Source organism: Secundilactobacillus yichangensis (assembly GCF_016861565.1).
GTDB lineage: Bacteria > Bacillota > Bacilli > Lactobacillales > Lactobacillaceae > Secundilactobacillus > Secundilactobacillus yichangensis.
In genome coordinates this window covers 226003-245646 of record NZ_BOLK01000001.1, presented here as the reverse complement: position 1 = coordinate 245646, position 19644 = coordinate 226003, and the positions used below count along the sequence as shown (strand labels likewise).

Here is a 19644-nt window from a genome sequence, read left to right as displayed (position 1 = left end):
GGGCTTCGCCATTTTAAATTTTGACGAATTAAATTTCTAACACATTTATAAACTGATCGATTAAGCATGCTTGGTCTTAGGCTAACCCCACGCTGGTTTTTTCAAATTATTTCGATTATAATGTATGACGTTGTAAATATAGACGATTAATTGAGATTTTAAACCTCGTTCAGTAACACTGATGCTCTGTTAATTAAATTCATCAAGCTTTCAAAAGTGGCGGTTCCCTTGAACCGGCACTTTGTTTATCAATTGTATCGGTTAGGAGGGAGTCACGTGGCGTTATCAGATTCCGTGACAGTATTACCTGGTGTTGGACCCAAAAGAGTCGCAGCACTGGCTGATCTTGGAATTACGACAATTGAATCGTTACTGACTTACTATCCGTTTCGTTATGAAGATTTGCGGGTAAAGGCACTTAACGAGATTGGCGACCAGGAACAAGTTACTCTAAAAGGAATTGTTGCGGCACCGCCAACCTTAAGTCGTTTTGGCCGCAAAAAGAGCCGGTTGAATTTTCGGCTGCTTATTGGCCAGGATGTTGTGCCGGTTACCTTTTTCAACCAGCCGTGGCTGAAAAATCAGATCGAAGTTGAATCGCCAATCATGGTGTACGGCCGTTTTGATGCCAACCGTAAGCAGTTAAACGGAATGAAAATCCTCAGCAGCGGTAAAAATGATCCTATGGCGTCCGTTTATCCGTCCAATTCGGGGATTCGCCAAAAAACAATTCAGCAGTTGGTCGTGGCCGCGTGGGATAAATACCACACGGAAATTGTTGATTTGATTCCCAACAGTATTAAAACTCATTATCGGTTACTTGACCGCGCTCAAATGATTCATGACATGCATTTTCCTAAAGACTTGGCTGCGGCCAAAGCAGCCCGGCGTTCGGCGAAGTTTGAAGAATTCTTTCGGTTTCAAATGCAGCTGCAAATGCTCAAACGGCGTGACCAGACGCAAGCTGGTATCGCCATGGAGTACGATAAGGACCGTCTGCAGCGCTTCGTCCATACGTTACCTTATGAGTTAACCGACGCGCAAAAGCGAGTGGTTAATGAAATCTGCGCTGATATGAAACGGCCAATTCACATGAATCGGCTCCTGCAGGGGGATGTTGGCAGCGGTAAAACGGTGGTTGCAGCGATTTGTATGTACGCCGCAATTACCGGTGGTTATCAGGCAGCACTGATGGCACCAACGGAAATTCTGGCAGAACAGCATGCAAATAATCTACAGGCCCTTTTTGAGGGATTGCCGGTAAACATTGTGCTGCTGACCGGTTCCACTAAACCAGCCGTTCGGAAGGAAATTCTGCCACGGTTGGCTTCTGGAGAGATTAATCTGATTATTGGCACTCACGCGTTGATTCAAGACGGTGTGGATTATCATCGGCTGGGTCTAGTTGTCATCGATGAGCAGCACCGTTTTGGTGTGGCACAGCGGCAAGCTTTGCGGCAGAAGGGTGATAACCCGGACGTGCTGGCAATGACTGCCACACCGATTCCACGGACGTTAGCGATCACCAGTTATGGTGAGATGGATATCTCAGTGATTGATGAACTGCCGGCTGGCCGTAAACCGGTCACCACGCGGTGGATTAAAAACGCGCAGATTGATTCAGCGGTTCAATTCGTGTTACGGGAGTTGGCTGCTGGGCACCAAGCCTACGTCGTGACACCGTTGATTGAAGAGTCCGAAGCGGTGGATATGAAAAACGCCCAAGCCATTTACGAACGCTTTTCAGCGTATTTCTCACCGCACCATTACCAGGTTGGTTTGCTGCACGGTCGGATGAAAAACGATGAAAAAGACGCGGTCATGCAGGCGTTTAAGAATAACCAGTATCAGGTCCTAGTGGCCACCACCGTGATTGAAGTCGGGGTGGACGTCAAAAACGCTACCGTGATGATGATTTACGATGCTGATCACTTTGGTTTAGCCCAGCTCCACCAGCTCAGAGGACGGGTTGGCCGATCCGACCAGCAGTCTTACTGTATCTTAGTAGCTGACCCCAAGAATAAAAATGGGGTTGACCGGATGCATGTAATGACAGAAACTAATGATGGCTTCGTGGTTTCGCAAAAAGATCTGGAGTTACGCGGTTCCGGTGATGTGCTGGGGAAAAAACAGTCTGGGTTACCCGATTTCAAAGTTGGCGATCCGGTTGCTGATCTGACCATGCTAAGTGTTGCACAAGATGAAGCAAAAAAATTAACCAGTACTCCCAACTGGCAGAGTCAGCCGGAAAATGCGGCTCTGGCCAGTTATCTAAAACAAGCTGAAGAACACGCTTATATGTTTGATTAAGAGAGGATGAAATAAATTGAGAATCGCTGTTGATGCAATGGGCGGAGATTACGCCCCTAAAGAAGTTGTCGCAGGCGTTGAAATGGCCCGTGACCGTTACCCAGAAATTGAATTTGACCTGTACGGACAAAAGGATAAAGTTAAGCCGCTTTTGAATAATATGGATCGTATTACTTTGGTTCAAGCCGATGAGGTGATTGCCATGGAAGACGAGCCCGTTAGAGCCATTCGCCGTAAAAAACAATCTAGTATTGTTTTGGCTGCCCAGGCGGTTCGCGATGGTAAAGACGATGCCTTCTTTTCGGCCGGTAATACCGGTGCACTATTAGCTGCAGGCTTACTGATCATCGGTCGGATCAAGGGGATTGACCGTCCTGGTTTGACTACGACACTGCCGGTATTGGATAATCCTGACCAGAAACAGTTCTTGATGCTGGATGTGGGGGCCAACGCCGATTCGAAACCATTTAACCTTTACCAGTACGCTATTTTAGGTAAGTACTATGCACAAACCGTAATGGGCGTTAAGAACCCACGAATCGGCCTGTTAAATAACGGTACTGAAGCAGATAAGGGTGATATGGTCCATAAAGCAGTTCACGAATATTTGGCTAACGCGAAGGATCTGAACTTCGTTGGCAACGTTGAATCCCGTGAATTATTAAACGGGGTGGCCGATGTCGTTGTTACCGATGGCTTCACCGGTAACGCCGTCCTTAAAAATACGGAAGGTACCGCGTTGTCGATGCTGAAATTAATCAAGCACAGTATTATGAATGGCGGTGTTTCCAGTAAGCTTGGCGCCCTCATGCTGAAATCAACCTTCAAAGAGATTCAGACACAAATGGATTATTCCAAGTACGGCGGCGCAGTTTTGCTGGGTGTCAAAGCACCGGTTATTAAAACCCATGGATCAGCGAAAGCTGGCACCATCGCTAATACGATTGGTCAAATTAAAACCATGTTAGAAAACCATTCCGTTGGTAACGTGGTCAGCTACTTTGATGAACACAATGAAGAAATGGCGGCAGCCAAAGCTGAAATGCAGAAGTAAACAGGTAGTTCTACCGTTTCGAAACAGTTTGTGCTAAACTGATTGATGAACTAAATAGGGTGAGGTAAGTTATGTCAAAAGATGAAATTTTTAATAAAATTGCTGACATCATTGCAGACCGTTTTGAAGTGAAGCGTGATAAGATCACGCTGGATTTAAACTTTAAAACCGACCTTGATGCTGATTCCATTGATTTTGTGGAATTTATTTTAGAGCTAGAAGATACCTTTGGTGCTGAAATTTCGGACGATGTTGCTGAAAAATTAAACACGGTGGGTGAAGCTGTTGATTACATTGCTGCTAACAGTGATAAAAAATAGCAGTGTCAATTAATAAACGGGAAGGTTGCGGTGAAACGATTTTGTTTTGTCACAGCCTTTTTCCTTGTATATTTTAAGACTGAAAAGGAGCGTTATTGATCTTGATAAAGGGATTAGACGATTTACTCAAAAAGAATTTTGATATTGTGATCAAAGATAAAAGTTTGCTAGACGAAGCATTTACACAGGCCTCTTACGTTAACGAACACCCAAATGAAAATTTGAAGTTTTACGAACGAATTGAATTCTTAGGTGATGCTGTGATGCAGCTGGTAGTGTCAGACTACATTTATAAGCGCTACACAAAGATGCCGCAAGGGCGCTTGACCCGCCTACGGGCAGCAATGGTCAACGAAGAAAGCTTCGCCAGTTTCGCCCGGGAATGCCACTTCGACCAGTACATTCGCTTAGGCAAGGGTGAAGAGAAGGCGCACGCTCGGGAACGGGACTCATTGCTTTGCGATATCTTTGAATCCTTTATTGGCGCTTTATACCTTGATCAAGGGGTGGAACCAGTAAGAAAATTTGCTGACCAGGTTATTTTTCCAAAACTTGATGAGGGTCGTTTTGACGAATTCTTCGATCACAAGACCGAACTGCAGGAAGTTGCACAAAAGAACGGTCCTGTCTCGATTGATTATGAACTGCTGGATGAAAACGGGCCGGATAACGACCGCGCGTTCAAAGTGGCAGTTAAAATTGATGGTAAACAACTTGGCGTGGGTGAAGGTCATTCCAAGAAAAACGCGGAACAAGGGGCTGCTAGACAGGCTTTGCTTAAGCTTGAACCAGATCAGGCCTAATTTGAAAGTAAGTGGGGAGCAATTATGAAACTAAAATCGCTAGAGATTAGTGGTTTCAAGTCGTTTGCGGACGATACCAAAATCGAATTTGAAGATGGCGTCACTGGCATCGTTGGCCCCAATGGAAGTGGCAAAAGCAATATCAGTGAAGCTATCCGATGGGTGCTTGGGGAGCAATCAGCCAAGAACCTTCGGGGAAGCCGGATGCCCGACGTGATCTTCAGCGGTTCTTCCAAGCGCAAGCCGCTGAACCGAGCACGGGTAACCATGATTTTGGACAATTCGGATCACTATTTAAAAACTGAATACTCTGAGATTAACGTGACCCGAAAACTGTTCAGAAACGGCGAAAGCAGCTATCAGCTGAATGGTCAGGACTGCCGGTTAAAGGATATTTTGAACCTATTTATGGACTCCGGCATTGGCGATAATGCCTTTTCCATGATTTCACAAGGGCGAGTTGAATCAATTTTCAACAGTAAACCAGAGGACCGACGTTTTATCGTCGAAGAACTGATCGGTGTTTCAAAGTACCGGCTCGGTAAGGAAAAAGCTAAGCGTGAACTGGATCAGACTGCTGGCTACCTTGATCGGGTCAACGATTTAATGTCAGAACTTGGCAGTCAAATTGAACCCTTGGCACAGCAAAGCAGTTTAGCCAAGGAATACGTGACGCAAAAAAAGCAGTTTGACGAACTTGACCAAACCCGCTTAGTACTTGAAATTGAATCGTTACAAATTAAATTAAAGAATCAGCAAAAACAGCTCAAAGAAAAGCAGTCACGCGTTGATGATACCAAGAAACAACTGGCCAATAATTCAGCTGAATTAGATGCCGCTCGTAAAAAGACCACCAAATTAACCAGTCAGAAGGATGATACGAACCAGCAGTTGCTGGACGTAACTTCTCGCAAGCAGCAAGTGGCTGGAGCACAAGCATTAGACTCAGAACGTCAGAAGCATCAAAAGCAAACGTTAAGTGAGCTGACAACACGGGTCAACGATACGCGAGCGAGTTTAAAGCAGGCACAAACAACTTTAGCAACTACCCAAGAACAGCTAAAAAAGCTCAAAGCGGCTTTAAAACAAGACCGCAGGAGCGCCAACCAGTTAAAGGGTCAATTAGCTGACTTGGATGAAGCCAAAATGGCTGGTGAAGAAGACCGGCTGCAAAACGACTACATTGATCAGCTACAGGCCATTACGACACTGCATAATCAAAAACAGTATTTAGAGAAGAATCAGCAGCGGGCAAATTCCGAAAATCAGCAAGCGGATCAACGCTTGCAGAACCTGCAAAATGACCTTTCGGAGCAAAATGATAAGCTAAAAACGGCCAATGAAAAGCTCCAGGTTCAGCAGCAGCAGTATGATCAGTTGCAGAAAAATTGTAAGAAACTGACCGCTGAGCATCAGCAACGTCAAAAACAGATTGAAACGTTAAATAATCAGTGGCTGTCAGCCCTTGAGGTGAGTCAGCAGGCTAAGGCCCGTTTGAAGAGTCTGCAGGAACTTGCTCAAAATTACACCGGTTTCTATCAAGGCACTAAAGCCGTTTTAAAGGCCAAGAATCAGCTAACGGGTATTATTGGACCAGTCGCTGAAATTCTTGAGGTGCCGGAGAAGTATACCAAAGCCGTAGAAGCTGCCATTGGCGCCCAGCAGCAACACGTGGTTGTTACCGATGAAACTGCTGGGAAAGCCGCTATTCGGTACTTAACGACTAATCAGCTAGGACGCAGTACCTTTTTGCCATTAAACAAAATTAGAATTTCACACGTTTCTGCCGACGCTTTATCAAGGTGCCGCCAAGCAACTGGTTTTCTGGGCGTCGCTGCTGATTTGGTTCAAGTCAGTGATAACCGGTTAAAACCTGTGGTAGAACACTTATTAGGTAATTTAATTTTTGCTGACGATTTAAACCACGCTGTTGAACTCGCTAACCTGATTCATCACCGTTACCGCATCATTACTCTCGCTGGCGAAGTTATTTCTACCAGCGGGGCAATGTCTGGCGGTAAAGATAAGCACGAACGCCGCGGCATTTTAAGTCAAAAACAGGAACTGACCAAGTTACAGTCCAGTGTTGAGCAAATGGCCAGTCAGCTTGCGGCTAAGCAGACTGAGTTGAAGCAACTGAAAGCAGCACAGGAAAACGATAATCAAACTGATTTTCAAAATCAGTTGAACGCGTTAAGTGTTACCCGTCAGCAAGCAGAAAACCAAGTTAAGCTGCTGTCTGACCACGTGACCTCAATCAAGAAACAGATTGCTGTTCACCAAGCGCAGTGGGGCTTAAATCAGGAAAGTGAAGACTTTGCTACGCAGTTGAAGCGTAACCAAATGGACACGGCCGATGCCGAACAAAAACTAGCCACGTTGAAAGAACGGATGACTGCGCTTAAAGAACAGCAGGCTAAGCGCAGCGAATCCGTCCAGAAAATTAGTGCTCAGTATCAAGATCAGCGTGCCGTGGTGACCACCAAATCCGTTCAAGTTAAGCAGTTGGACAAGGAAGCTACCGAACAGGCGCAGCGGGTTGCGAGTTTACAAGACACCAGCAAAACGCTGCAAGATAGAATTGACGCATTAAACGCTCAGCAGTCTGAAACCGGGGAATCCACACAGGATCATCAGGCCCGCTTGAAGCGGTTAGCTGATAAAGAGCAACAGCTTCAAGCTACCTTGAAACAGTTGAACCTTGATTTAGGGACAGCTAACGATCAGCAAGCCGATTTAGAGCGTTCAAACCAGCTGGCAACGGAAACGCTTAATAACGAACAGCTGGGCGTTCAAAAGCTAGACGTTGCCTGCTCGAAACTGAGTTCACAGCTCGATCAGCGTCAAAATGCGCTTTCCGAAACGTACCACGTGAGCCTCGCATTCGCCAAACAGCACCAAGTCGACCTGCCAATCGATCAGGTTCGAGAAAAGCTGAAACTGCTCAAACGCGGCCTTGACGATTTAGGTGAAGTCAACGTTTCAAGTATTGATGAATATGACCGGGTCAAATCCCGTTATGACTTTTTGACGCAGCAAAAAGAGGATTTGAGCGCGTCGAAAAACAATCTGCTGGAGACCATGAACGAAATGGACCAGCAAGTGATCGCACGCTTTGACACAACGTTCAAGACGTTAAACCAAAAGTTTCAAGAAACCTTTGTTAAGATGTTTGGCGGGGGCCAGGCTAAGTTAGTTCTAACTGACCCAGACCACCTATTAACGACCGGAATTGAAATTATGGCTGAACCGCCTGGAAAATGGCTGCAGAGTATGCGATTATTATCTGGTGGGGAGCGGGCGTTGACTGCCATCACACTTCTGTTTGCGGTTTTGCGCGTCCAGCCGGCACCATTCTGTGTCCTAGATGAGGCCGAAGCTGCGTTAGATCCAGCTAATACTGGCCGTTTTGCCAGTTACTTAAACCATTTTGATGATGATACCCAATTTATCGTAATTACCCATCGTAAAGAAACCATGGTTCAAGCTGACCGGCTATACGGCATCACGATGCAGGAATCCGGCGTATCAAAGCTGGTTTCTGTCGATTTAGATAAAGTACCTGCACAAAGATAACGAGATAAGGATGTGATTTTGTGGGACTATTTGATTTTTTCAAACGACGCGCCAAACAAGACGAGTCTAAAAAGCCTGCTGAACAAAAACCCGAAACTGATACCACACAGACTGAAGCACCAGCTCCTAAAGCCGATGAGCCGGCTTCTGAGATAAAAGCAACTAAAACTCCGGATGAAGCCACTGAAACCAAAACGACTGATACGAATACTGCTGAAGCTGCGAAACCAACCGAAGAAGCAAAGCAACCGGAAACAGAAGAAACTGACGCTCCAGTGGAGGCTGTTCAAAGTGAGACTGAAGCCGACGAACAGGCTACGGCGTCGTCAGAGCCGAAAGCTGAAGAACAGTCAGGATCAGCTGAAGGTGCCGAAAAACAGACACTAGTTGAGCCGGAATCTCAAGATACACCCTCGGATGAAACGACTGAACAAACGGAGCCAACCGAAGCTGAACGCTATGACAAGGGCCTTGAAAAATCACGGTTAACCTTTGGCCAGCGTTTGAACCATTTATTGGCAAACTTCCGTTCCGTTGATGAAGGCTTTTTCGATGATTTGGAAGAAACGCTGATTGGCGCCGACGTTGGGTTTGACATGGCCATGAAAATCAGCGATGAACTGCGGGAAGAAGTTAAGCTTAAAAACGTCAAGAAACCCAAAGACGTTCAAAACGTCGTGGTTGAAAAACTGATTGAACTTTACGACCAAGCAGGAACAAACGAGAAAAACGGGTTGACCTTTGCTAAAGAAGGTCCCACTGTCATCTTGTTTGTTGGGGTCAACGGGGTTGGTAAAACCACCACCATCGGTAAAATGGCCAACCTCTTTAAACAGCAGGGCAAGAAAGTCCTTTTAGCTGCGGCTGATACCTTCCGTGCCGGGGCCATTGAACAGCTGAACGTTTGGGCTCAGCGCGATGGCGTAGACATTGTTAAGAAGCCAGAACAAAGTGATCCGTCAGCTGTGGTCTATGACGCACTGAAAAAAGCCAAATCAGAAAATTACGATATTTTATTCGTTGATACTGCTGGTCGGCTGCAGAACAAGACCAACCTAATGAACGAATTGGCTAAAATGAAGCGGATCATCACCCGTGAGATCCCTGACGCGCCGCACGAAGTTCTTCTGGTACTGGATGCTACTACCGGACAAAACGCTTTAAACCAAGCAAAAATGTTTAAGGAAGCTACGGATGTCACCGGTATTGTGCTCACCAAACTTGACGGAACCGCTCGTGGTGGGATTGTGCTGGCAATTCGTAACGAACTGCATTTGCCAGTCAAATACGTTGGTCTTGGTGAACAAGTGGATGACTTACGGCCATTTGAACCAAGTGAATTCGTTTACGGCCTGTTTAAGGGTCTGATCGACGTTAAATAAAATCGAAGAGTCGTTAGTCTATACGGACTCAACGACTTTTTGACTTTTTAAAGGGAAAACCTATCGCTATTGTTAGGATTTGGTATAATGGATAAGCTAGGTTAAACTAGTTTGCGGATTAAGGGAGGATAACAACGTGGAGATTGAAAAAAATAACCGGATCAACTCGCTGTTTGCCTTTTATCAGCCGCTGTTGACCAAAAAACAAAATGATTACATGCAGCTTTATTACGGTGACGATTATTCATTAGGCGAAATCTCGGAAGATTTTGATGTTAGCCGTCAAGCGGTTTATGACAACATTCGGCGAACCGAAAAAATCCTTGAAACCTATGAAAAAAAACTGCATCTTCTCGAAGAGTTCACCAAGCGAAATCAATTGGCGGATGAAATTCAGAGCTACGTTGCAAAACAATATCCAAATGATCAACAACTTAACCAGCTGGTTAACCGATTAGAATCAGCTGAAGAAGAATGAAAGTTAGGTGCATAACAAATGGCATTTGAAGGACTAACAGAGCGTTTACAAAACGCCATGAAAAAACTCCGTGGTAAGGGGAAGATTTCTGAAGCCGACTTACGTGATACCATGCGTGAGATTCGGCTTGCATTACTGGAAGCCGACGTTAACTTCGACGTCGTTAAAGACTTCGTTAAAACCGTCCGTGAACGGGCAGTCGGCTCCAAAGTGCTGGAAGGGTTAAATCCCGCTCAGCAAATCGTTAAAATTGTTGACGAAGAATTAACCAAGACAATGGGTGAAACGGAAGTACCGTTGAACAAAGCCCCGAAGATTCCAACCATTATTATGATGGTCGGTCTTCAAGGTGCTGGTAAAACAACCACTGCCGGTAAATTAGCCAACCGTCTTAAAACTGAAGAAAACGCCCGACCATTGATGATTGCAGCCGATGTTTACCGGCCAGCCGCCATCGATCAATTGGTTACGGTGGGTAAGCAGATCGACGTCCCCGTCTTTGAAATGGGTACGGATACTGATCCAGTTGAAATCGTGCGTCAAGGACTGGCAAAGGCTAAAGCGGACCATAACGATTACGTCTTTATTGATACTGCTGGTCGGTTGCAGATCGATGAACAGCTGATGGATGAACTGGCCCGGATCAAAGATCTGGCTCATCCAAACGAAATCATGCTGGTAGTCGATGCCATGACTGGTCAAAACGCCGTGGCAACTGCCCAAGGCTTTGACGATAAGTTGGATGTGACTGGTGTGATTCTCACCAAACTAGACGGTGACACCCGTGGTGGTGCCGCACTGTCAATTCGGGCAGTTACCGGCAAGCCAATTAAGTTCGTCGGTGAAGGTGAAAAGATGTCTGATTTAGACGTCTTTCACCCTGATCGCATGGCTTCTCGAATCCTGGGTATGGGGGATATGTTATCCCTGATTGAAAAGACCCAAAAGGAATACGACGAGAAGCAAGCGCAAGAATTAACCGAAAAAATGCGTGAGAATTCGTTTGATTTCAACGATTTCTTGGATCAGCTGCAGCAGATTCAAAAGATGGGTCCCATGGATCAAATTATGAAGATGATTCCTGGAATGGCCAATAATCCAGCGCTAGCTAACGCTAAGATGGATCCAAAAGATATGGATCACATCAAGGCCGTTATTTACTCAATGACGGAACAGGAACGGACCGAACCCGATGTCTTAAACCCTTCGCGTCGTCGCCGGATTGCTGCTGGTTCTGGCCGACCAGTTCAAGAAGTCAACCGCATGATCAAGCAGTTTAATCAAATGAAAAAGATGATGAATCAAGTTTCTAAGGGGAACTTCTCCGGCATGCAAGGTATGATGAACAATGCCGGTATGGGGAATGCTCTTGGCGGTAAAATGGGGCAGATGGCTATGAAGTCCATGTCCCGTCGCATCAAAAAAAATAAAAAACGCCGTAACAGTTTAAGACGCCGGCGTAAATAATGAGTAAACCATTGAGTCGGGGGTGTAAACCCTGGACTCTTTTTTGAAAAATGCAAAGAGGGCGGATAGATGTTATCTTTTCAAGAATTAGTGACAGCAATTCCAGTTGTAATCAAGGCCGGCAATGTTCCCGCAATCGTGGGTGAAGCCGGAATCGGTAAATCGGCATTAGTTCAAACAGTGGCAGAAAAGATGAACGCCAAGCTGTTTACGACGGTAGTCAGCTTATCAGAAAAGGGCGATTTAGCCATTCCCGTGCCGCCGATGACCGAGAATGCTTTCGTCAAAACATCCAAGTATGGCGAATTAGCAGACGTTAAGTTTGGCTATACCCACACCTTAATTGAGATTATTCAGTGGGCGGAGGCTCATCCCAAACAACCGATCATCTGGTTTCTCGATGAATTTAACCGCGGTACTCAGGCTGTCCAAAGTGAACTGATGAATCTGGTGCTGCAGCGGCAAATTAATAGTCTGCGGCTGCCTGATCAAGTGCATCTGGTACTGGCTGAGAATCCCGATGCCACCATGGCTGGCTTCGAATCCAGCGACTACGGTGTCACGGTAGGTGATGCCGCTATTAATGACCGAACCGTGCGACTGGTCATGCGAGCCGATGCAGCTGACTGGCTGCAGTGGGCAAAAACGAAGGGCAACATCATCGAAAGCGTCCGGCGGTTTATTGAAGAAAATCCGCAGCAATTAGCGCCTGCAGAACATGACGATGACCTGTACCCAACACCACGAGCATGGCAGCGGGTATCACGCAATTTGCAGGCATTGAGTGACCTGCCAGCTGACGATCAGCAGCGGTTGCGGCTGGACTTGCTGGAAGGTGATCTAGGAATCACCGTGGGTCAAAGTTTTGAACAGTTTCTTCGCCAGCAAAAAGCGGGACTTAGTGCTCGGGAAATTTACGATGGTGATTCATTAAACCCAATCGCATCGCGAATTTTTAATGAAGCTGGCACTGACCAGCAGCAGTCCATCATGAATAGTCTGATTCAGCAAACAAATGATTATCCGCTGACTAATGAATCTCATGCCAGCCGGTTTACGACCTTACTAAATCTCATGCCAGTCGACGCGCAGTTTGCTGTAGCTCTAAAGGTTGCTGAGGTGCCTGACCTGTTGGAACAGCTTTACGAAGCCGCTCAGAAGTATCCATTGGTCAAACAGCTTTACGATCAGTTAACTGCCATTGGCTTGAAAAACAACGTCAACTGAAAGAAGATCTAGATGATGTTTCTAACACAGCTGAACCAAATTGCAAACCAGCATAATCCAAAATGCAGGCAGCAGCAAACACAGGCTCTGTTTCAGCAGGTCACCGGCCAACTGCTTAACAGTCAGCGCTTTTATGGTGAGTTGCTGCTGCGGTTAGACAAACAAGCTGATATGCAGTTATCCTCGTCAATCGCCCTCAAGACAGCCGAACGACCCGTACTGTTAATCAATCCCAAACGGTTAAGTGAAATCGTTCATTCGGATGAAGACCTGTTAAGTTTGGTTCAGCACGTCGTTAGCCATTTAGCATGGCAGCACCCAGTGCGCTACGCTAATCGGGGCAATGATCCGCTGGTACAATTAGCAACCGACATGGCGGTTAATGACCACCTTGAACCGCTGTATCCGGGGGCAATTACCCGACAGCACGTAAATTTCAAGCTGGGACTGCATTTACCAGCTGACCTTGGTTCAGCCGAGTACTTAGCCGAATTAAAACAAGTGCTGCTTAAAGATCAAACTGGTACCAAGGCAAAACAAGTCAAACGAATATTAGGTCAGTCGCCCGAAAACCACCTTGGTTGGCAGCAACTGGATCGAGAAACTGCCTTGCAGCTAAATCAATTGGTGGCCCAATCTTGGGAAGAAACGCCTACCAAGCAGCGCGGACTGCTACCAAACCGGCTGCAGCATCAGCTGAACCGGCGACCGGCAAAGTTGGAACTGGACTGGCGTAAATTGGTCATGGTGGGCTTAAACGGCCCGCAAAAGCTGCCAGAACCCGCTTTTAACCGGTTTAACCGCCGACAGCCTTACCGCTTGGATCTTCCGGGGCAAACCAGGACATCTACGCGGCAGCTCTATTTATTTGTTGATCAGTCCGGTTCCATGTCTGACACTGAGGTTCAAAATATTCTGGCACAAATTGTCCAGCTTTTAAAACGATATCGTGATAAAATTACGGTAATTCCGTTTGACGCAGTTGTGCATGATGACCAGCTGCAAACTATTTTGCACGGCAATCAAGTCACATTTCAACGGGTTGCCGGCGGGGGCACTGCCTATCAGCCGATTTTTGATTGGCTGTTCAAGCAGGGGGCCAATGATTTAAACGCGCTAGCACTGATTTTAACCGATGGACATGGTGAAAGCACGGTCACGACCCATGGCTTGACGAATCTGGTCTGGGGGTTAACCACTACCAAAGCTGATTTGTCCGTAACAAAGCCCGTGGGTACCGTCACCGTGATTCGTGAAAGGAAGTAGCTTATGCTGACAGCTCAGCAATTACGTGCCGTTATCCAGCAAAATATGCCCTTTAAACGGGCACTGAGTATTCTGAAGGATGACTGGCAGACAATTAATGATAACAATCCCTTGGCAAGGCAGCTGATGACGGTCGATGATTTGCAATTCGCGTTAGCGTTACAGTCGTTACAAACCGAGCACCAATTCGCCGATACCAATGACTATGCCAGCGTCATGGCATTCGTTCATTCACACCAAACTGATTTTGCATCGGGCGGCCGGGAATTTTTGCTGAGAAGATTTAAGTGAATTTCTTTGTGGTCACAGGTTTTAAAAAAGTTATTCGGGCTTACAGCCACTTTGTTTTCAGGTGTAAAGAAAAAAACCTTTACAACCTCTTAGATAACTGGTATATTATTTATCGTTGAAAGAATTAACAGGAGGTGTCATGCATGTCAGTAAAGATTCGTTTAAAGCGAATGGGTTCTAAGAAGCGCCCATTCTACCGTATCGTTGTTGCGAACTCACGGAGTCCTCGTGACGGTCGTTTCATCGAAAAAGTTGGGACTTATAACCCACTTGTTGAACCAGCCCAAGTTGAACTTGATGAAGAAAGTATCATGAACTGGTTAAACAACGGTGCCCAACCTTCAGATACTGTTCGGACATTACTTTCCCAAGCAGGTATCATGAAGAAGTATCACGAAGCTAAGTTTTCAAAAAAGTAGTGATCAGTCATGACTGACTTTAAAAAATTAATTACCACGATTGTAACGCCCCTAGTTGAACACCCTGAAGCCATTGAGATCGAACGTGTTGAAACTGATCGGTTTTACGAGTATCACTTGACGGTTGCCGGTGACGATGTGGGTCGTGTAATTGGCAAGCGGGGGCATGTTGCTTCCGCAATTCGCACAATCGTATATAGCGTACGGATCAATGATCCCAAGCGTGTGCGACTTGTCATTAACGATGAGTCTAAAGCTCCCAAATGAGACTCGTTCTCGGGAGCTTTTTTGTTACTATAAATAAATTACTCAGTGAAAGGCAGGTGCCTAAATGTACTATAAAGTTGGAACCATTGTGAACACCCACGGAATTCGTGGTGAACTGCGGGTGATCGCTATAACCGATTTTCCTGAACAACGGTTTAAGAAGGGCAGCCAGCTGGCGCTCTTTAAAAACGAACTGGACGCTAAACCGGTTGGGACAATCACTATTAACAGTTCCCGTCAGCATAAGGGGTTCATATTAATCACCATTGCCGGCTATGACAACATTAACGACGTCCTGAAGTATAAGGGGATGACCCTGAAGGTTGCAGAAGAAAATCTGAGCGCTAACGACCTGGATGACGGTCAATACTATTACCACCAAATTATCGGCCTTAAAGTCGTGACGGAAGACGGCGAAGAACTGGGCACCATTAAAGAAATAATGGCACCAGGCGCCAACGACGTTTGGGTCGTCAAACGGCCTGATAAAGATGATCTGTTACTGCCAGTAATTGACCAAGTGGTAAAAAAGGTTGATTTGTCAGCGGGACAAGTCACGGTAGAATTAATGGAGGGGTTAGAGTAATGCGAATCGACGTTCTCAGCTTATTCCCCGAAATGTTTGGTCCGCTGCATGATTCAATCGTTGGCAAGGCCCTTGACCGGGACGAGTTAGAAGTGGAAGTTACTGATTTTCGCCAATATTCGACTGATAAACACGGTAACGTAGACGACTACCCATTTGGTGGCGGCGCAGGTATGCTGCTGCAGGCACAGCCGATTTTTGACGCGATGGCTGCCACCCAGGAAAAAGCTCAAAAATTAGGGCACGAAAAGGGCCGGGTGATTTTGACGGATCCGGCTGGTGTCCCCTTTACTCAAAAGGTCGCCGAAGACTTTGCTAGTGAAGATCATTTAACGTTTATCTGCGGTCATTACGAAGGCTATGACGAACGGATCAGAAGCCTAGTTACCGATGAAATTTCCATGGGTGATTACGTGCTGACTGGTGGCGAATTACCGGCCATGGTGATGATCGACGCCGTTTCACGGTTACTGCCTGGCGTTCTTGGTAACGAAGAATCTGCGCCCGGCGACTCGTTTTCTACCGGTTTATTAGAGTATCCGCAATACACACGTCCTGCCGATTTTCGGGGGATGAAGGTGCCCGACGTTTTGATCAGCGGCAACCACCAAAAAATCGATGAATGGCGGGAGATTCAGTCGCTGAAACGGACGCTGCTCAGAAGACCTGATCTCCTGGATCAGCTAGAATTAACCGGTGATCAGAAACGTAAATTGCGCGATATTAAAATTGATTTAGAAGATGAGCAGTAATAGGTTCAAATAACCCTTTACTCAAGTATGTAGATATGATATTCTAGTAATTGGCTGTTTAGCCACATTAACAATATTCCGCTGTCGAGATCGAGTATGAATGTTGATTGAAGGAGAGAAACAACATGCGACAAAACCAATTAATCGAAAAGATCAACCAGGATCAATTACGGACTGATATTCCTGACTTCCGCCCTGGTGACACTATCCGTGTTCACGCCAAGGTTGTTGAAGGAACTCATGAACGTATCCAATTGTTTGAAGGTGTCGTGATCAAGCGTCGCGGTACTGGTATCCAATCAATGTATACTGTTCGTAAGATTTCTAACGGTGTTGGTGTTGAACGGACTTTCCCCGTTCACTCACCACGTGTTGCCAAAGTAGAAGTTGTTCGTTACGGCCGTGTTCGTCGTGCTAAACTTTACTACATCCGTGCATTGCATGGTAAAGCAGCTCGTATCCCAGAAGCTCGTCGTCCTCGTAAGTAGTCGACAGTTTCTGTTAAAAAAACGTTCAAGTTGGCAGTTAGCCGATTTGAACGTTTTTTATTGATTAAAATGGCATCCGTCCGCGAAGACGAATGCCATTTTAAAGTTCACAGGTTTAAATCTTGCTTGTAGCGCAATGGTGAAAATGCGGTTGCCTGAGTAATGAGATTAGCCGTTAACTCACGGTACTTTTTCAACGCTAATTCAGCGTTTTTGGTACTTTCTCGTGTCAGCAGTGCGTTTAATTCGACACCACTCAAAGCCTTAGCTTTTTCATCCGTCTGCATCACCGAGCGGCCGAATTGCTGATTCAGTTCCTGTTGAGTCTGTTTTAATTGTGCGCCAAACTGCTTGTAATGCGGATCGACCAGTACGCCAGCCTGCTTAAAGACCCAGTAGGCACTGTCAGGGCTGTAGGTTCCCAGACCACGCTGATAGTCCGCTGGGGTATCGGTAATTCCGGCGTAGAAGGGAACGTAGACGCTTTGGGCGGCCACACCCATGGCCAGCCAGTGGATACCAGATAATTCCGGCTGCGGGTACTGCCGTAACTGCAAAATGTGGGATTCTTGAGTGGTTGCAAGGCTCACTGGACGGAATCGTTTCCGGTTTTCCACGCTTCCAGCACCAATTGGATCATACGGTGTTTCTTGGAAGTGAGAACTTAAGAAGGCTTTGGCGTCTTCAACCGATAATAATTTTTCAGCTTGTCGTACAAATGGCATGTGATGACTATTGGTAGTCTGTTCAACACTTGGGTTAAACATTTTTTGACCGTACCAGACTCGTGGTAGATTGTAATAGGCGTCCATTTGGCTGTTCGTCCCAAAAATCTCGCGAAAGTTAAACCCTTGCCGTTGTGGATTTAAGGCGTGTTCCCGCACGAATTCTTGAATGTGGGGATGCCACATAAAGTTTTCTGGATCATCAAAATCGATAGTTTGAATCGCCATCTGGTTAGCGATAACCGCGTAACTATCATCCGGAATGCGCTGAGCCACCCAGTAGTGTCCTGAACCAGTCTCAAAGTACCAGGCTTCCTCTCGGTCAGCAAATAAAATTCCGTTGGATTCTGAAGTCCCATAGTGGGCCACAATCGTACCCAAGCGTTTTACGCCTTCACGGGCAGATTTAACGTATGGCAGGGTTACAGTTACCATAGCCTCTTCACCAATGCCGTCCTTGACTAAGGGGTCGGCGGCCAAAACGCGGTCGTTAGCGTACGTACTTTCCGTGGCACTCATGGCCACACCGTACTGGTTAATTCCGTCTTCTTCAAATAAACCGTACTTATCGGTCCATTCGGGTGTCGCGGTATATTTGCAGGCATCCTCCGGTAATGGCATTTTAAAATCATTATCTGTGGATTCAAAGCTAGCTTCAGCCGTTGTAGCTGCTGGATGAACAATAAAGTGTTTGGGCCAGGCTGGACGTGAATCTTCGTTCCGACCGATCATCACTGAGCCATCAACTGACGCCGCCTTACCAATCAAGATACTGGTACAGGCAGAATAAGGTGTATCTGACATACGGATCCCTCCAATAATCATTGCTAAAAGCATTCTATCATAGATTAGACGCAAACATGTTATTTTGATACAGGCTTAAAACAGCAGGCAAGTTGATTAAGATAGGCAAACGCGCGAAACTATGATTAAATTACAGGTACACATCAATTTTTCTGAAAGGACTTTTTTTATGCAGGCAATTATCGACCGTAAAGATTTTGCTATTAAATGCGGCTTAATCGTTGGCTCAGCGTTTATCAACGCCATTGCACTTAATTTCTTCTTGATTCCTGGCAATATTTTTAGTGCAGGGATCAACGGAGTTTCCCAAATTTTATCAATCTTAGCCTTAAAATGGCTTCATATTCACATCAATACTGGTTGGCTGATTCTGTTATTCAACGTTCCCATTGGGATTTTGGGCTGGTTAAAAATCGGTAGAGGATTTACCGTCTACAGTTTCATTACGTCGTTTTTAACTTCTATCCTGGCAGTGCTGCTACCCATTCAGACGTTATCCCACAACCCGCTCCTTAGTGCACTATTCGGTGGTATTTTGACCGGTGTGGGGGTTGCCTACCCGCTAAAATACGGTTTTTCAACTGGCGGTATGGACATCATTGCGGTGATCCTCGAAAAGACAACTGGGAAAACGATTGGTACTTTGATGATTGCCATTAATCTGGTGATCGTTTTGGTAGCTGGAGCCCTCGTCGGCTGGGAAAATGCGATGTACACCATCATTTCGCTGTACGGAATGTCTCGGGTAGTGGATGCTATTCACACCCGGCATCAGAAATTGACCGCCTTTATTGTGACCACAAAAGCGGATGACGTCATCGAAGGCTTGAAGGCGACGCTGATTCGCGGGGTCACTATTTTACCGGCTCAGGGTGCTTACAAACGGCGTCCGGGCGCAGTTTTAATGGTGGTCATTTCCCGTTATGAATTGTACGAACTGGAACACGTCGTGAAAACCGTTGACCCGGGATCGTTCGTTAACTTAGTCAGTACGGTGGACATTGAAGGTAACTTTTACGACGAAACTGAACAATTAAGAGTCAAACAGGCACAGTCTTAGCCAACTTGCTTGAAAAAGGGAAACAGGGTATACTTTTAGCATCTTAAACAAGGGAGGCACTTCAAATGCCAATCGTAAATATTGACCTGATTGAAGGCCGTTCACAAGAACAGCTGAAAAACCTAGTTAAGGATGTTACTGATGCCGTAACCAAAAACACCGGTGCTCCTGCTGAACACGTTCACGTTATTTTGAGAGAAATGGCAAAGAACCGTTACAGTGTCGGTGGCGTTCTTAAGAGCGACGAAAAATAATCGTTAAGGGTGAACGAACCTTCGTTAACCCTTTTTTTGTCAGCGTTGTGTAACCGATTACAGTGCCGATATTATTACTGTTTTAAAGAAATTTAGTTGGCTATTTCACTGTTCT

19 protein-coding genes are annotated in these 19644 nt (G+C 46.0%); 18 read left to right on the top strand and 1 reads right to left on the bottom strand.

Going from position 1 to position 19644, the window contains the following annotated elements:
• Window positions 1-276 precede the first annotated feature (276 nt).
• The 16 genes from recG to rplS all read left to right on the top strand — a co-directional run bounded on the left by recG (window position 277) and on the right by rplS (window position 16686).
• Complete coding sequence (gene recG, locus JUE95_RS01110) at window positions 277-2310, top strand: ATP-dependent DNA helicase RecG (protein WP_203648567.1); 2034 nt, start codon at window positions 277-279, stop codon at window positions 2308-2310.
• A 16-nt stretch (window positions 2311-2326) separates the two neighbouring features.
• A complete protein-coding gene (gene plsX / locus JUE95_RS01105) occupies window positions 2327-3364 on the top strand; it encodes a phosphate acyltransferase PlsX (RefSeq protein ID WP_203648565.1) in 1038 nt (345 codons plus the stop codon).
• Window positions 3365-3435: 71 nt separating this feature from the next.
• Window positions 3436-3684, top strand: coding sequence for an acyl carrier protein (gene acpP / locus JUE95_RS01100; RefSeq protein WP_203648563.1), 249 nt, complete (start codon window positions 3436-3438; stop codon window positions 3682-3684).
• Window positions 3685-3785: 101 nt separating this feature from the next.
• A complete protein-coding gene (gene rnc / locus JUE95_RS01095) occupies window positions 3786-4487 on the top strand; it encodes a ribonuclease III (protein WP_203648561.1) in 702 nt (233 codons plus the stop codon).
• Between the two features lie 24 nt (window positions 4488-4511).
• Window positions 4512-8063 (top strand): chromosome segregation protein SMC, encoded by a 3552-nt coding sequence (gene smc / locus JUE95_RS01090; protein ID WP_203648559.1) that lies wholly within the window; start codon window positions 4512-4514, stop codon window positions 8061-8063.
• 20 nt (window positions 8064-8083) lie between these two features.
• Window positions 8084-9445 carry a signal recognition particle-docking protein FtsY gene (gene ftsY / locus JUE95_RS01085; RefSeq protein ID WP_203648557.1) on the top strand — a complete coding sequence of 454 codons (1362 nt, stop codon included), beginning with the start codon at window positions 8084-8086 and terminating at the stop codon, window positions 9443-9445.
• A gap of 136 nt (window positions 9446-9581) precedes the next feature.
• Entirely contained in the window at window positions 9582-9923 is a 342-nt protein-coding gene (locus tag JUE95_RS01080) for a putative DNA-binding protein (RefSeq protein WP_203648555.1), read from the top strand.
• A gap of 18 nt (window positions 9924-9941) precedes the next feature.
• Window positions 9942-11390, top strand: a complete 1449-nt coding sequence (gene ffh, locus JUE95_RS01075) for a signal recognition particle protein (RefSeq protein WP_203648554.1) — start codon at window positions 9942-9944, stop codon at window positions 11388-11390.
• Window positions 11391-11459: 69 nt separating this feature from the next.
• Window positions 11460-12617 carry an ATP-binding protein gene (locus tag JUE95_RS01070; protein WP_203648553.1) on the top strand — a complete coding sequence of 386 codons (1158 nt, stop codon included), beginning with the start codon at window positions 11460-11462 and terminating at the stop codon, window positions 12615-12617.
• Between the two features lie 12 nt (window positions 12618-12629).
• Complete coding sequence (locus JUE95_RS01065) at window positions 12630-13883, top strand: vWA domain-containing protein (RefSeq protein ID WP_203648552.1); 1254 nt, start codon at window positions 12630-12632, stop codon at window positions 13881-13883.
• Between the two features lie 3 nt (window positions 13884-13886).
• Window positions 13887-14174 (top strand): hypothetical protein, encoded by a 288-nt coding sequence (locus tag JUE95_RS01060; RefSeq protein WP_203648551.1) that lies wholly within the window; start codon window positions 13887-13889, stop codon window positions 14172-14174.
• 143 nt (window positions 14175-14317) lie between these two features.
• The gene (gene rpsP, locus JUE95_RS01055) at window positions 14318-14593 is read left to right on the top strand and encodes a 30S ribosomal protein S16 (RefSeq protein ID WP_089087738.1); all 276 of its coding nucleotides are present in this window, start codon (window positions 14318-14320) and stop codon (window positions 14591-14593) included.
• 9 nt (window positions 14594-14602) lie between these two features.
• Window positions 14603-14860, top strand: a complete 258-nt coding sequence (locus JUE95_RS01050) for a KH domain-containing protein (protein ID WP_089109470.1) — start codon at window positions 14603-14605, stop codon at window positions 14858-14860.
• 64 nt (window positions 14861-14924) lie between these two features.
• A complete protein-coding gene (rimM, locus tag JUE95_RS01045; protein ID WP_203648550.1) occupies window positions 14925-15446 on the top strand; it encodes a ribosome maturation factor RimM in 522 nt (173 codons plus the stop codon).
• Entirely contained in the window at window positions 15446-16198 is a 753-nt protein-coding gene (gene trmD / locus JUE95_RS01040) for a tRNA (guanosine(37)-N1)-methyltransferase TrmD (protein ID WP_203648549.1), read from the top strand. Before rimM ends, trmD begins: the two co-directional genes overlap by 1 nt.
• Before the next feature lie 125 nt (window positions 16199-16323).
• The gene (gene rplS, locus JUE95_RS01035; RefSeq protein WP_203648548.1) at window positions 16324-16686 is read left to right on the top strand and encodes a 50S ribosomal protein L19; all 363 of its coding nucleotides are present in this window, start codon (window positions 16324-16326) and stop codon (window positions 16684-16686) included.
• 107 nt (window positions 16687-16793) lie between these two features.
• On the opposite strand, the gene JUE95_RS01030 is transcribed toward rplS, so the two are convergent.
• On the bottom strand, window positions 16794-18215 hold the full coding sequence (locus JUE95_RS01030) for a C69 family dipeptidase (RefSeq protein WP_203648546.1): 1422 nt from the start codon (window positions 18213-18215) through the stop codon (window positions 16794-16796).
• A 169-nt stretch (window positions 18216-18384) separates the two neighbouring features.
• Between JUE95_RS01030 and JUE95_RS01025 the strand changes: the two genes are divergently transcribed.
• Together JUE95_RS01025 and thmT are read left to right on the top strand one after the other, a co-directional pair.
• Window positions 18385-19275, top strand: a complete 891-nt coding sequence (locus tag JUE95_RS01025) for a YitT family protein (protein WP_203648544.1) — start codon at window positions 18385-18387, stop codon at window positions 19273-19275.
• Between the two features lie 65 nt (window positions 19276-19340).
• Window positions 19341-19529 carry a 2-hydroxymuconate tautomerase gene (gene thmT / locus JUE95_RS01020; RefSeq protein ID WP_203648542.1) on the top strand — a complete coding sequence of 63 codons (189 nt, stop codon included), beginning with the start codon at window positions 19341-19343 and terminating at the stop codon, window positions 19527-19529.
• Window positions 19530-19644: the final 115 nt, after the last annotated feature.

Bases quoted from the DNA above. Each gene is read 5' to 3' on its own strand.
- JUE95_RS01065 (WP_203648552.1), top strand. From the start codon at position 12,630: ATGATGTTTCTAACACAGCTGAACCAAATTGCAAACCAGCATAATCCA.
- JUE95_RS01050 (WP_089109470.1), top strand. From the start codon at position 14,603: ATGACTGACTTTAAAAAATTAATTACCACGATTGTAACGCCCCTAGTT.
- thmT (WP_203648542.1), top strand. From the start codon at position 19,341: ATGCCAATCGTAAATATTGACCTGATTGAAGGCCGTTCACAAGAACAG.
- rimM (WP_203648550.1), top strand. From the start codon at position 14,925: ATGTACTATAAAGTTGGAACCATTGTGAACACCCACGGAATTCGTGGT.
- trmD (WP_203648549.1), top strand. From the start codon at position 15,446: ATGCGAATCGACGTTCTCAGCTTATTCCCCGAAATGTTTGGTCCGCTG.
- rpsP (WP_089087738.1), top strand. From the start codon at position 14,318: ATGTCAGTAAAGATTCGTTTAAAGCGAATGGGTTCTAAGAAGCGCCCA.
- ffh (WP_203648554.1), top strand. From the start codon at position 9,942: ATGGCATTTGAAGGACTAACAGAGCGTTTACAAAACGCCATGAAAAAA.
- JUE95_RS01070 (WP_203648553.1), top strand. From the start codon at position 11,460: ATGTTATCTTTTCAAGAATTAGTGACAGCAATTCCAGTTGTAATCAAG.
- JUE95_RS01025 (WP_203648544.1), top strand. From the start codon at position 18,385: ATGCAGGCAATTATCGACCGTAAAGATTTTGCTATTAAATGCGGCTTA.
- rplS (WP_203648548.1), top strand. From the start codon at position 16,324: ATGCGACAAAACCAATTAATCGAAAAGATCAACCAGGATCAATTACGG.
- smc (WP_203648559.1), top strand. From the start codon at position 4,512: ATGAAACTAAAATCGCTAGAGATTAGTGGTTTCAAGTCGTTTGCGGAC.
- JUE95_RS01030 (WP_203648546.1), bottom strand. From the start codon at position 18,215: ATGTCAGATACACCTTATTCTGCCTGTACCAGTATCTTGATTGGTAAG.
- JUE95_RS01060 (WP_203648551.1), top strand. From the start codon at position 13,887: ATGCTGACAGCTCAGCAATTACGTGCCGTTATCCAGCAAAATATGCCC.
- acpP (WP_203648563.1), top strand. From the start codon at position 3,436: ATGTCAAAAGATGAAATTTTTAATAAAATTGCTGACATCATTGCAGAC.